Source organism: Pseudomonas paralactis, from assembly GCF_001439735.1.
In the GTDB taxonomy this organism is placed as follows: Bacteria; Pseudomonadota; Gammaproteobacteria; order Pseudomonadales; family Pseudomonadaceae; genus Aquipseudomonas; species Aquipseudomonas paralactis.
In genome coordinates this window covers 53,068-66,866 of record NZ_JYLN01000012.1, presented here as the reverse complement: position 1 = coordinate 66,866, position 13,799 = coordinate 53,068, and the positions used below count along the sequence as shown (strand labels likewise).

The 13,799-nt window shown below is 58.0% G+C and carries 10 protein-coding genes; 9 read left to right on the top strand and 1 reads right to left on the bottom strand.

Features of this window, described 5'->3' with window-relative positions; translation table 11 throughout:
- The first annotated feature begins 16 nt into the window (after positions 1-16).
- The 4 genes from TX23_RS24030 to TX23_RS28260 all read left to right on the top strand — a co-directional run bounded on the left by TX23_RS24030 (position 17) and on the right by TX23_RS28260 (position 5,207).
- On the top strand, positions 17-2,422 hold the full coding sequence (locus TX23_RS24030) for a TonB-dependent siderophore receptor (RefSeq protein ID WP_057704347.1): 2,406 nt from the start codon (positions 17-19) through the stop codon (positions 2,420-2,422).
- 161 nt (positions 2,423-2,583) lie between these two features.
- Positions 2,584-3,666 carry a type III secretion effector protein gene (locus TX23_RS28265; protein ID WP_244885983.1) on the top strand — a complete coding sequence of 361 codons (1,083 nt, stop codon included), beginning with the start codon at positions 2,584-2,586 and terminating at the stop codon, positions 3,664-3,666.
- A 140-nt stretch (positions 3,667-3,806) separates the two neighbouring features.
- Positions 3,807-4,124, top strand: a complete 318-nt coding sequence (locus TX23_RS24020; RefSeq protein ID WP_057704345.1) for a hypothetical protein — start codon at positions 3,807-3,809, stop codon at positions 4,122-4,124.
- A gap of 177 nt (positions 4,125-4,301) precedes the next feature.
- Positions 4,302-5,207, top strand: a complete 906-nt coding sequence (locus TX23_RS28260; RefSeq protein WP_186562008.1) for a type III secretion protein — start codon at positions 4,302-4,304, stop codon at positions 5,205-5,207.
- Between the two features lie 9 nt (positions 5,208-5,216).
- On the opposite strand, the gene TX23_RS24010 is transcribed toward TX23_RS28260, so the two are convergent.
- Complete coding sequence (locus TX23_RS24010) at positions 5,217-6,368, bottom strand: MFS transporter (RefSeq protein ID WP_057704344.1); 1,152 nt, start codon at positions 6,366-6,368, stop codon at positions 5,217-5,219.
- Positions 6,369-6,730: 362 nt separating this feature from the next.
- Between TX23_RS24010 and TX23_RS24005 the strand changes: the two genes are divergently transcribed.
- The 5 genes from TX23_RS24005 (at position 6,731) to TX23_RS23985 (ending at position 13,799) form a co-directional block, all read left to right on the top strand.
- The gene (locus TX23_RS24005) at positions 6,731-7,717 is read left to right on the top strand and encodes a hypothetical protein (protein ID WP_057704343.1); all 987 of its coding nucleotides are present in this window, start codon (positions 6,731-6,733) and stop codon (positions 7,715-7,717) included.
- A 299-nt stretch (positions 7,718-8,016) separates the two neighbouring features.
- On the top strand, positions 8,017-10,032 hold the full coding sequence (tssI, locus tag TX23_RS24000) for a type VI secretion system tip protein TssI/VgrG (RefSeq protein WP_057704342.1): 2,016 nt from the start codon (positions 8,017-8,019) through the stop codon (positions 10,030-10,032).
- Positions 10,032-10,868, top strand: a complete 837-nt coding sequence (locus tag TX23_RS23995) for a DUF4123 domain-containing protein (RefSeq protein ID WP_057704341.1) — start codon at positions 10,032-10,034, stop codon at positions 10,866-10,868. Before tssI ends, TX23_RS23995 begins: the two co-directional genes overlap by 1 nt.
- 4 nt (positions 10,869-10,872) lie before the next feature.
- Positions 10,873-11,640 carry a hypothetical protein gene (locus tag TX23_RS23990; protein WP_244885982.1) on the top strand — a complete coding sequence of 256 codons (768 nt, stop codon included), beginning with the start codon at positions 10,873-10,875 and terminating at the stop codon, positions 11,638-11,640.
- A 14-nt stretch (positions 11,641-11,654) separates the two neighbouring features.
- A complete protein-coding gene (locus TX23_RS23985) occupies positions 11,655-13,799 on the top strand; it encodes a lipase family protein (RefSeq protein WP_057704339.1) in 2,145 nt (714 codons plus the stop codon).

The following is a 13,799-nucleotide window of genomic DNA, read 5'->3' as shown; positions in this document are numbered from 1 at the left end:
CAGGATTAGGTTCGACGTGAAAAAATTCGCCCTCTACAACAATAAAATCTCCCGCTGGGCGCCGCTCGCCCTGTCCATTGCTGTCAGCATCGCGCTGCCTGTCGCCCAGGCCGGCGATGGCATTCATATTCGCGCCCAGCCCCTGGGCGCAGCCTTGAGCCAACTGGGCCAGCAAACTTCGCTGCAAGTGTTCTTCAGCCCCGATATGGTCGCCGGCAAGCAAGCCCCCGCGGTGGATGGCAATCTCTCGCCTGAACAAGCCCTGCGCCAATTGCTGCAAGGCAGTGGGCTGGATTACCAGATCGACGCAGGTTCGGTGACCTTGCGCACGTTGAGCGCCGGCACCGGCGAGGCCGGCTCGCCACTGGAACTGGGCGTCACCGACATCAAGGTGGTGGGCGACTGGCTCGGCGATGCCGATGCCGCCGTGGTGCAAAACCATGCGGGAGCACGCACTGTGGTGCGCCGCGAAGCCATGGTGGAGCAGGGCGCAATGAACGTTGGTGACGTATTGCGCCGCGTGCCTGGTGTGCAGGTGCAGGAATCCAATGGCACCGGTGGCAGCGATATTTCCCTCAACGTCGGCGTACGCGGCTTGACCTCACGCCTGTCGCCACGCTCCACCGTGCTGATTGATGGTGTACCGGCAGCCTTCGCCCCGTACGGCCAGCCGCAACTGTCGATGGCCCCCATTTCCGCCGGTAACCTGGACAGCATCGACGTCGTGCGCGGCGCCGGCTCCGTGCGCTATGGCCCACAAAACGTCGGCGGCGTGATCAACTTCGTGACCCGCGCCATCCCGGAAAAATTCTCCGGTGAAGTCGGTACCACCCTGCAAACGTCCGCCCACGGTGGATGGAAGCACGTGGAGAATGCGTTTATCGGCGGCACCGCCGACAACGGCATCGGCGCCGCGTTGCTGTACTCCGGCGTCAATGGCAACGGCTACCGCAACAGCAACAATTCCAACGACATTGACGACGTGATCTTCAAGACCCACTGGGCGCCGACTGATCAAGACGACTTCTCGCTCAACTTCCACTATTACGATGCCAGCGCCGACATGCCCGGTGGTCTGACCCAGAAGCAATTTGACGCCAACCCTTACCAGTCGGTGCGCGACTGGGACAACTTCAGCGGCCGCCGCAAGGACGTGTCCTTCAAGTACATCCGCCAGATCGACGACCGTACCCAGGCAGAAGTACTGACCTACTACTCCGACAGCTTTCGAGGCAGCAACATCGCCAACCGCGATCTGAAAACCCTCAGTTCCTACCCCCGCACCTACTACACCTTCGGCATCGAACCGCGGGTGTCCCATGTGTTCGACGTGGGCCCGAGCACGCAGGAAGTCAGCGTTGGCTACCGCTACTTGAAGGAAGGCATGCACGAACAAGCCACGAGCCTGAACCTGGTCAACAACGTGCCCACGCCAGGTGGGCAGAACGACGGCCACGTTTATCAAGACCGCACCGGCGGCACCGAAGCCAACGCTTTCTACATCGACAACAAAATCGACATCGGCCAATGGACGATCACCCCGGGCATCCGCTTTGAAGACATCCGCACCGAATGGCATGACCGCCCGGTCGTGGCCCTGAACGGCAAGCGTACCGAGGAAAAGCGCCGCGAGATCCACAACAATGAACCGCTACCGGCCCTGAGCGTGATGTACCACGTCAGCGACGCATGGAAACTGTTCGCCAACTACGAAACCTCCTTCGGCAGCTTGCAGTATTTCCAGTTGGGGCAGGGCGGTACCGGCAACCAGACCGCCAATGGCCTGAACCCGGAAAAAGCCAAGACCTACGAGATCGGGACGCGCTACAACGACAGCATCTGGGGCGGCGAAGTGACGCTGTTCTACATCGACTTTGCCGATGAACTGCAATACGTCAGCAACGACGTGGGCTGGACCAACCTCGGCGCCACCAAGCACGCCGGTATCGAAGCGTCGGCTCACTACGACTTGTCCAATCTTGACCCGCGCCTCGACGGCCTGACCGCCAACGCCGGCTTTACCTATACCAAGGCCACCTCCGAGGGTGACGTGCCGTTCAAGGGCCGCGATCTGCCGCTGTATTCCCGTGAAGTGGCGACCCTGGGCCTGCGCTACGATGTCAACCACTGGACCCACAACCTGGACATCTATGCCCAGTCTGGCCAACGTGCGCCAGGCACCGGCACCACCTACATCACTCAAGGCACCGCTGACGGCCAGTACGGTGATATTCCGGGCTATGTGTCGGTCAACCTGCGCAGCGGTTATGACTTTGGCGCGCAACTGTCGAACCTGAAGCTTGGCGTGGGGGTGAAAAACCTCTTCGACCAGCAACATTACACGCGCTCCAGTGACAACAATGCCGGGATATACCTGGGCGAGCCGCGCACGTTCTTTGTACAGGCAAGCGTAGGGTTCTGATCTTCGATTGTTGGCAAACATCGCAGCCCAGGGGCTGCGATTTTTTTTACCTGTGCCAGACGTAACGCGACCCTGCCTGATCTGTTTCCTACACCGTCAAAGCACATATTGTTGCTGGATCAGGAACTGTTTCCGACACAAAACCACACATGGGAAAGCTGATGGGCTTCGACACTGCGTTGGAGCGACAAGCTGAAATCGCGCCCACTGTAATGGAGAAACCTATGTCGGTATCGATGGATACGTCCGTCTCTGCTTCACCAACGCCAGACCTTTCGCAAGCCACTGCCAAGGCCGTCGTCAAGCACACCCGCGAGGCACCTGCTGCGCCTTCTTTCAATGATCAGAGTGCTGCCCATGTGAGCTTCCCGTCCGCGCAAAACAAGGCCGGGCCGGTGTTCGATCAACATCAGCCGGCAACCACTGTTGCTGATGTGCTTGGCCATCACCACAACCCTTCCGGGCTGCGTCACTTACTGAGCCAACTCAAGCGCTGGCTCAGTCATTGGTTCTTGGGGCATCGGCCGCCCATGCATCCCGGCTGTGGGCAGCCACCAAGACCTGATCCAGGCTGTAGCAACCCGCCGCCAAGGCCCAACCCAGGGGCAAGCAATCCACCTTTGCGCCCCGACCCTACCGCAGGGGGGAGGCCATATCCGGTCGCACCCGGCAGGCCCGACCCGCAATATTCATTGAAGAGCAACGAAGAGTTGGCGCAGCAATTGCGCGACAGCTTCAATGCCTTTAGAGACCCAAACAACCCTGGGTCTATCAGTGTTGACAGCATTCTTGCAATGGCGAAAAGAGGATGGTCGCCCAATCCGGTCATGAGGGAAAACACCCGCTTGGCCAACGAGTTGCTGCGGCGGCCGGAACTGATGGCGGCGCTTGACCGGGACGGTCAAACCGGTGCGTTGAATGATCTTATTGATTGGAAAAGTCTGAACGCGGTTATCCAGGGGGATAACTACTTCAAGTACAAGACTGACAAAGAGTTGGCCGCTGAAATGCTTGAGCATTTCGATGAGCTCAAAGCGGGAAGCGGCGGGCCTAACCTTAAATTCAGAGACTTGAAGAAACTCGCAAGTCAGGCGCTCACGGGCGATGCCGCCAAGGATCACCTGATCCAATTGGCCCAGGCAGTCATGAAACGAGGTGATCTGCTCAAACTGATGGATAACCTCGTCAGTGCCGACGGTGACGGAAAGATCCGTCGCAAAGCATTGGCCCTACTGGCCCAATAACCCACCTTCAGGCGCTGTGCTGCGAGAACGGCGCCTGATTCCGTTATTTAAGGAACGGCTTACGCTTATTTGCCACATAGGTGATAGCTGCGGTGGTGCATAGGCCCGCCACTTTTCACATTTTGTCCGAGGGAAAACACATGACTTCAACTTCGTTTAATTCCTCCCAACCTTGCCGCCTTGAACTTTTGCAAAACCCCCAGCAAGCAAATCCTGCCATATCCGAGAAGGGCGGTGTGTCAGAAGGTATCCCCACCGCTGCGCAGGAATATGTGGCCCAAGCCCGGCGCATGAAAGCGTTTGCCAGCGAGCGGAAGTTTCAGGCACCCGTTGCAGATGATTTTTCCCGGGGCATGCTGGCGGACCGCCAGGTTCCAGTGGCCCACGCCGACTCACTGAAACGCACCGGGCTGATCAATAGTCTGGCGACGTGGTGGCGTAGTCGAAAGTCAGGTTGATCGTGCCTTGCCTGGGCTTTTACATATTGTCATTGGTATTCGTTGCTCATCCGGAACTGCCGTCTCCCTCCAACCACATATGAGGTGCTTGTCCGAGTGGAATCCATTCGTTGATCTGGGTCATTCCGGCACAGGTCACCAAGCGGATATGCATCTGAACAGAGTTGGAGAAAATCCATGAAAATCGAGGGTGTACTACCTCCCGGCCGGCCTCTTGCCCTTGGCGGATCAGCCGCGCAAGCAACGACGCTACCACCGGTCACCTGGCAGGAAGCTTCTTGCACGCCTGAGCGAGGCATCTCTGGCAAGCCCATTCTTTCGCGCGGAACGTTATCCGTTCTAAGTCATCGAGACCTGCAGAACTTCCCCACTGAACGGGCGAGCGGGTCCGTGCCAGGTGCAACTTCAACGGACAAGCAATTGGCAAAGGCTCTTGAAAAAGCCTTTGGTCTGCTGCACCCCTTCCTTAATGAGGGGCGCTTGACCTGGATGTCATTGCAGCGGATCGCGGCTCAACCCTTGGGTGAAACCGAGGCACTGGATGGTGCCATTCAGGTCGTCAGGGAAATTCTCAAGCGTCCGCGGTTAAGTGACACCATCTTCAGCCGCGACGGCGATATCACGCGTGACAGTCTCAGCACGGCAGCCCAGGCGTTGCATGGCAACAGCTCGGCGAGCGTATTCAGCCAGGATCCGTTTCATACCCAAGGCAACGCGCAAGTGGTGCAAGCGCTGCAAAGCCAGTTTGAACACTTGAGAGACAAGACGATGGATCGCACCTTCCTGTTCGAACAACATCAGTACGTTGAGATTGCCAAGCTCAAGGCGGTCATGCAGGACCCGTACGAAGTTGATCAGCAGGGCAGCACTGTACTGGACCCATCTACCGGCATGCCCAGGCCCCAGTACAGTGAATGGTGTGTCTACACGGCGAAAAACGTTATAGAGCGCCCTGGTTTGCTGCCTTCCTTGGAACGTGCCAATGGCACGCGACTGTTTGGCCCCACTTACAAAGAGGGTTGGCTGAGCAACAAAAGCCTCGAGCGCTGGCGGGAGCAGGACGATGCTCGCAAAGCGCGCTGACTGCCGCGCCTATACCTTGAGGATTTTGCCGCTGATGGCCACGGCCGCCAGCAACACCGCAATCAATACAAAGGCGGTACTCAGGCTGCTGCCATGGGCGATAAAGCCGATCACCGCAGGGCCGGCGAGAATACCGGCGTAACCGAGCGTGGTGATGGCCGGTACCGCAATATGTTCCGGCATGACCTTCTGTTTGCCGACGGCGGTGTACAGCACCGGCACGATATTTGAACAGCCGGCACCCACCAATGCGTACCCCAGTAATGCAGTTTGCCAGGCCGGCAATAGCGTCGCGATGAGCAGGCCGACGCACGCCAAGGTGCCCCCGATCACGATCACGCGCGTAGTCCCCAGGCGTCGGACAATGGCATCACCGGTCAAACGCCCCGCGGTCATGGTCAAGGCAAATGCCGCGTAGCCAAGGCCTGCGTACGCTTCATCCAGGCCGCGTTCAGCGCTGAGGAATACAGCACTCCAATCCAGCACCGCACCTTCGGCCAGGAATACGATGAAACACAGGCACCCAATAAACAACACCACACCATGGGGCACCGCAAACGCCGGGCCGGAGCTTTCGCTGCCATAAGGCAAAAGGTGCGGTGCGGCCTTGAGCAATGCCGCAACCATGATAACCACCACTACCAGCGTCGCCTGCAGTGGCGACAGGCCCAGGCCCAGCAAACCGGCAACCCCCGCTGCGCCAACGATCCCTCCCAGGCTGAATAAACCATGGAAGCCCGACATCATGGTTTTGCCACTGGCGCGCTCGACAATCACCGCTTGCAGATTGACGGTAGAGTCCACGGTGCCCAGGCCCGCGCCAAACAGGAACAAGCCAGCGATCAACAACGGGATCGAGCTGACCGTGGCCAGCATCGGCAGGGCCAGGCAGATCATGAGCGTCCCTGCGGTGAGTACGCGACGGCAGCCGTAGCGCGATGCCAGGGCGCCGGCTGCCGGCATCGCGAGGATCGAGCCGACGCCCAGGCACAACAGCAGCAGGCCAAGCGTGCCTTCATTCAGATCTGCGCGCGCTTTGGCATAGGGCACCAGGGGCGCCCAGGCGGCGATACCAAAGCCTGCGATAAAGAAAGCGATGCGCGTCGACATCTGCTCCAGCCGCCCGGGGATCACGGGCGCAGGGGTGGGGATGGCAGTCATGAGAAATCCTTGGTTTTGCGTTTATCGAGCGATGTCCAGCGCGACATCCTTGCACATCAGGCCCTTTGGAGCGAGCCGGGTTCCCTTCGCGTGCAGGATTGGAAGTACCGATGGCGACAATTGTTTTTCACAAAGCCGGAACGCTTTGGCGGCTGATAACCACACACGAGTGATCGAACCTGTAGGAGGTGGTCTGGAAGGTGCGTAATCTTCGTGAGAGTGGCTGAACCCCAGGTTTCTTGCGGCGGATTACCACCTTCCAGACCACTTCCCACAGGTTGGCGGTTCTGTAATACGCTGCCGGTCTGGTAAGCAGGTAACTGAACGGACGGGCCGATGAAAAATTTCAGGCGGGTGTGGTGATGACCCGATTTTACGATGCGCGGGGCAATATCTATGGGGTAGTTAGCCCCACCTATTTACGTGAACTGGGCATTGATGTGCCCGACAATGCCTGCACGGCGGCGATTACGCGCAAAGTGTGGGCGGCGTCGGCCGTTGCCTCCGAATGCGGCTGGGGTTCACTGCCTCGTCCGGCCAATGCAAAGGCGCACCGCTGCGATGGTTTGTTGGTCGGGCCTTTTCAGGACCAGTCACCGTTTGATCTGCTGATTATCAATACCGATGGTTCTCTGGCCGAACGCAGCGGTAATGGCCTGACTATTTTTGCCCAGGCATTGAGCGACCAGGGCTTGATGGTCCAGAGCACTGAGTTGCGGGTATATCACGACAAGCCTGATGCAGTATCGCCCGTAGCCACTTATGTCGAGCCGGCGGTGCATGAACGGGAGTCAGGTTTCTGGTTGACCTTGGGGCGACCTGATTTTGGCCTCCTGGCGGTGGGTGCGGTTGGCGTAAGCTCCGTGTCCGTGGGGAGTCACCAATTCAGCCGCCTGGCGGCACTGACGTCGATCGATTCGCAATGGGGAGTTAGCCAGTTCGTCCGGGTGGGCAATCCTCATTGTGTGACGCTGGTCGAGCAAGTATCGGCATTGCCAGACAATGACACGATGCATCAGTCGGCACTGTTCAATCAGTTGAAGACTATCGCTTTTGCGCCGCCAGCAGGTGCCGGCCAACCCTGTGCCGGTGGGGTCAATCTCCAGTGGGCGGCTCGGGACGTTGGTAATCGGGTACTAGCGCGGGTATTTGAGCGAGGTGAGGGGCCCACGGCGTCCTCGGGTACCAGCGCCAGCGCCGTGGCGTGCGCGGCATGGCAAGCGGGTTGGGTTGAGGGGGGAAACGTCGCTGTGGTCATGCCTGGTGGCACGGCACCAGTGCGTTTGCAGACCGAGTCTGGACAGTTGCTGGGAGTCAGTCTTTTTGGGACGGCGCGACTCATACGCTGAATGAGGAAGTCGACTGCCAGCTTGCATAGTTGTCAGCTGTTTCCTTGGAACTTAGCGATGCAGATATAAACTCGCGTAAGAATTTTCTTGTTGTTCTTAGATACCTTATTGGCTGTATGTCCTGCTTGATAAGCGACACTTCCATCCTCGATGTACGAAACTTCTGTTTTATTTGGAAAAGGCCGAAAAGCGCATGAAATCGCTAAGCTTTAGCGTGTTCAGGTGCTTTTTTTCGCAATCCACCCGGTATTGGCGAGGGAGAGTCGTTCAGTTGAAAAATTGATTGCGGGTAACAAGGGATGGTTAACGCGTTTGTTTCGTCACGTTTCAAATTAGTTCTTCCAGGCATAATCACAGACTTTCAGGTAGTGGCATTCAAAGGCACTGAAGCCCTTGATCAGCCTTACTTCATACATGTGCAATTGGTCAGCGAAGACCCTTCTTTCGATTTGGAGACGCTGCTTCATCAACCCGCCTATCTGGACTTTGGCGAAGCGGATCAGGGCCTGCATGGGCAGGTCTACGCCATCGGTCGAGATGATCCCGGCGTGCGGCTCACCCGTTATCACCTGACCCTCGCCCCGCGCCTGGCCTGTCTTGCCCATCGTCGCGACCAGCGGATATTCCAGCAACGCAGCGTGCCGCAGATCATTGCAACAGTCCTTGAGCACCACGGGATCCTCGCCGATGCCTATGCCTTCGAACTCGGCCCCGTGGTGTACCCGCCGCGAGTTTTTTGCGTGCAGTACATGGAATCGGACCTGCACTTTATCCAGCGGCTGTGTGAGGAAGAGGGTATTCACTACCACTTTCGCCACAGCGTGGATAACCATTTGTTGGTATTCGGTGATGATCAAACAGTATTTCGACGGCTGGCGGTGCAGCGTTATTGTTCGTCGGCTGATCCGGTGCTCGAGGCCCGGGTGGTCCAGCGCTTCGACCGGCGTTTGCAAACACGCAGTCAGCGAACCGTACGTCGAGACTATGACTTTGAGCATCCTTCGTTTCGCCTGCAAGAACAGGCCGGTGCTGAAGCGGCAGAGCCCTGGGACGACTATGAATACCCCGGTGGTTTCACTGGCCGTGCCCGGGGAGCGCAACTGGCGCGACGTGGCCTGGAGCGCCATCAGCGTGATCGTCATCGGGTGTTGGGCAAAAGCGATCAACCCGCGTTACGCAGTGGTCATTTTCTTGAACTGTGCGGGCACCCGGATCCAGCCTGCAATGACTTATGGCTGCTGACATCGGTGCGTCATGAGGGCTACCAGCCGCAGGTATTGGAGGAGTCGGCATTCGAAGCCGCCGGGTTTCAGGGCTATCGCAACCGATTCACTGCAACGCCTTGGCGCGCAGTGCATCGCCCCGCTCTCAAGCACCCCAAACCGACGATCAGTAGCAGCCAGACCGCAACGGTAACCGGGCCCGCTGGTGAGGATGTGCATTGCGATGTCTATGGCCGGGTGAAGGTGCGCTTTCACTGGGATCGCCTGGACAAAAACGACGATACGAGCAGCTGTTGGCTGCGGGTAGCGTCGGGTTGGGCCGGTGACGGGTTTGGCGCCCTGATCATTCCCCGGGTAGGCATGGAAGTGCTGGTGAGCTTTCTGGAAGGCGACCCGGACCAACCTTTGGTCAACGGCTGCCTGCCCAATGCGTTGCACTTGCCGGCCTACCCTTTGCCGCAACACAAGACACGCACCGTACTGCGCAGCCGCAGCTCCCCAGGCGGTGGCGGTGGGAACGAGCTGCACCTTGAAGACCGCCGTGGCGAAGAACTCATCTATCTGCGTGCCCAGCGTGATCTGGAACAACAGGTGGGGCATGACAGCCGCCTGGAAGTGGCAGGGGAACGGCATGAAGTCATTCGTGGAGCCAGTACGGTTCGCTTGGAAAGTGAGGAGCGTCGCCACGTTCTCGGTGCTCGCAAGGTAGTGCTGGAGGCGCACGACCACCTCGACGTACAGGGCGATAGCCTCACCCGTGTTGCTCAGACCCTGGTGATCGAAGCCGGGCAACAGGTTCATCTCAAGGCGGGTGCCAACCTGGTGATCGATGCGGGTGCGCAACTGAGCCTGAAGGCGGGCGGAGAGCACCTGCTGATTCAGGCCAGCGGTATTTTCAGCAGCCGGCCCATCACCCTGGGCGGTGCACCTTGCGCAATGCGCTCGACAACGCCCTCGCCAGTTGCCGACGCGCAAATATCTGCAGCGCAAGGCGTCATCATGGATTTGGCTAAAAAACTGGGTGCGGACTTTTTCCCCCTGTGCGAATGCTGCCGTGAAGGTCAGTGCGATATGGCGGGGAGGGCGGCTTGATGGACAGCCTGGTCACTCGATGGATGGCCCAACAGCAGCAACGCGGCTATCACCTGTGCCTGATGCTTGAGGGGCGTCATGAGGCTAGCCAACCGCTGCTGGCAGAACGCGATCTGTCGCGTTATTGCAACCTCTACAGCGAGACCGCTGCGGCGCAGTTGGCGAGTTCCGGCCCGCTGATCCTATTGCTGGAGCAAGCGAATGAGCCCGCGCTGATTGATCTGCTGCGACACCCCGAATCGAACTGGGGATGGCTCTTTAGCCTATCTGCTGCCGACTTGACGGGAGTGGCGCGTCATTGGCGCGACAGGCTGCTGGTGGGGCCAGCGGGGCGGCAGACGCTCCATCGTATTCACGACAACCGCACCCTGGCCCGCGCCTTGCTCCATCTATCCAAGGAGCACTGGCCGGTCTATCTCGGGCCGCTGAACAGTGTGTGTTATTGGCATGAAGGCCGCTGGCATCAAAGCGAAAACCCTGCTCCGGGCCACTATTCTGCACCGGAGCCAGCCCCCTGGCTCAACACACCCAACCCACAAGCCGACGCCATTTTGCACGCCAATATCCTCCGTTACCTGCTCGCGGAACACAGTGAGGACCTGGCGGCACTGGTCGAATTCCAGGACCCCAGGGTCTGGCTCACCCAAGTACTGGAACAGGCTCGGACCTGGCAATGGCGCAGCCCCGAGCAGTTGGCGTTCCTGGTGGTGCGCCGGTTGGACGAGGCGATCCGAAGCAGCGTTATTCATTGGCCGCCTCGGGGCGGGGAGGCGCCTGAAGCGCATTTTGAGCGGGTCGTGGAGCAATGGCGCAGGGAGGTGAAAAGCGGTGAATAGGTGGATGGCAGTGGTGTTGCTTGTTCTTGGGGGCGTGGCGCTTTCGGGCTGCGCGGGGCGGGGGGTGGATGGTTTTACGTTGGAGGTAGATTTGCCGGCGCAATTCAGCCTTGTTGGCGATGCGTCATACACACCAGCATCGGGAAAAATGTGCGAACTGACCCGACTAGGCGGTAAACGTGCGGGTCTGAAAATACTCAAGGCTCCCAGCAAGTCAGTGGCTAATAGAGTGAGTTTTGATGTGCCGTTAACACAACAGCTTGAAGGCTGCTCGCTTGTTCTACGCAAAGTTGTGTTTGCGATTAATGCGACGTGGGGCACGCGCTGGTCTGATATCGGGCGGGATTATGCCGCTATCGATTTTCTGGATAGGCCAGCGCCTGGCCTATTTTCAGTGCTTGATATTCGGCCTCAAGAGCTCCCAGGGCAATGCCAATGGTTATTTCGTACTGTTGGCCCTGAGCATGCTCTTATCAAGGTGCTTCGATGTAACTCGTTGAGTGCCAGTGGACAACCCACGAAGGCCCGGGCCGGCGGAAATGTGGCCCGTAACGGATTGCCCGGGAAGACATTGAGAATGGTGCTTGCATTAACGCAAGAGGAGGTGCCAGCCGTGGAGGATAACTGGGTAAAAGTGGAGGGTGGCTGGAAGCGCTGCAAGGGCGAAAGTCAGGAGGACATATTTGCGTTTTGTCGTGGCAATGTCTCTGACTTCAAAGCTTTCAAAATGCCAGATGGGCGCTTTTGCAGGATTTATCCAACCTGTGATTAATAAGGAGAAAACTCATGGAACAGGATGCATGGAAGCAACAGTTCTTCAACGACAGGTTGCCTGCTTGCCCATTGAAAGGGCATTGGTTGACGTTTTGCTTAGTGGATGAGACAGGGAGTGGAAAGAGTTATGGGGGGCTGCCTTACACTCTCTATGATAGTGCCGGTCAACAGCACAGAGGCCGGTTGAACGGAGATGGTTTTGCCAGCGTAGCGGATTTTTTTTGTGGCCCCGTAATCCTTGTGATGGAGGAGCGCTATACGGGACAGGAGGCGCTCTATCAATCGCTGATGACGCGTCCCTTTTACGCTTTGCCTATCACTGAGCTTCAAGTCCGTGCAGAGCAAACACACTTTCTTGTTAACCACGATCAGCATGGCGAACACAATCCTGCGCGGCAAAATGCAGATCATTTTTATCAAGTTGAAGTGAGTGATCTGGTTCGGCATAGCGCTCACCTGCCGCCACGATCGTCGCGAACTCATCCCCCAACGCGGCAGGTGCAAAAAATGATGGCAGACCTTGGGTTTGGGCCTCCAGAATTCTCCTCCCATGGATTGGTACTGTTTCCCAAGAAGTTTACGGTATTGGAGGTTCGTCCTCTACGAGCCTTACGCCCCGCCATTTCAATACATGATCAATTTTGTGCGCTAAATCTGTACCAACTGGCGTTAATGGCTACGTTAAGTTATTGCGACTTTGGCCAAGAACCCTCGACAGCGCCTGAGGATAAGGTCAGCTTTCCACTGGATCCAAGTATCGGAAATTTATTTGTCGAATACCTGTCTTGCTACAGGGAAGCGTGGAGATTCGACTCCGAGCAAGCACAGCGTTTTTATCCAGTGTACGAAGAGGTGGCATATTCTCGTCGATTTGAGATTTTGCCTTTTGATCCCGAGTTGTACGGGCAGGGTGACACCGTTGGTAGTCTTGAGCACCCAGAGCGACTTCATTTTTTTAACGATGTTGAGTCTGGTACAGATACTCAAGCATTTATCTGTCATCACACTGAGGTTGTTCTCATCGCTGTGCGCGGCACGGCTAGTGGCGCCGACATCTTGCGTGATGCAGATGCTCATCAGGTCTCGTTCGTTGAGGGCATTGGAAAAGCTCATCTCGGGTTTTACCAGGCGTTTCGGGCGATGCAAAATTTCATACTCGGTTATCTTGCTCGGTTTCACACCGGCCAACGCATTATCATTTGCGGCCACAGCCTCGGTGGTGCCATTGCATTGCTGCTTGCCGAAGGGCTGCGCCGAATGCCGGACGCCCACTACAACATCCTCCTTTACACCTACGGCGCGCCCCGCGCCGCAGACTCCGAATTCACTGTCGGCGCTTCGTCACTGGTTCACCACCGCATCGTCAATCACAACGACCCCGTGCCCAGTGTTCCCGCCCCGTGGATGAACACCACCGCCAAACTCTGGATACCCGGGGCCATCACCTTATTCAGTGCGCCTGCACCCGGCGGCCTGTTATTCGCCGCAGGGTTGGTGCGCATGGGTGGCAACCCCTACCAACATCATGGTGAGCAACATCACTTCATGCCGATCATGCTCCCGGACGGCACCCATTCTTCGGTGTTATGGAAGCCAGGCTGTGAGTCCATCCAAGAAGCGGGTTGTAATCGCGCGTTGCAACTGCAGGGCGACATGCCCGACCGCGACACTCTATTGAGGCAGCTTTTTCAGGCCGGTCAACACTTCATGACCGCCAGCTACATCCCCGCGGCCTGGGCTACATTGCGACGCTGGCAACAAACCCTGGATAGCCAAGGCACCCTGGTGACCGCAAGGGAGTTTGATCTGCTTGACCAGGCTCTTGAGGACATGCGCGCGCAACTGCGGGCCAAACGGCGTGAACTCGCCCGTCGGCGCCCGGCCAATGATCGCAGCCATGAAACCAACGATCCTTTGAACGCCGAGATCGACCGTTTGCACGCCAGCCGCGAGCGCCTGGCCAGCCTGCGCTGGCGTCGCATTGAAGCCCGCGATGTCTACGGCAGTCATGCGGGGGCTGCGCATCTGCAAGCCAGCCTCAAACGCTGGTTCAGCCACCGTGAAAACCGTGAGGCTGCTCAATTTGCCAGCATCCCCACGCCTTCCCACAATGATCTGGCAAGGCCGCAAACACTGGATATCGACTCGATCGTCTAG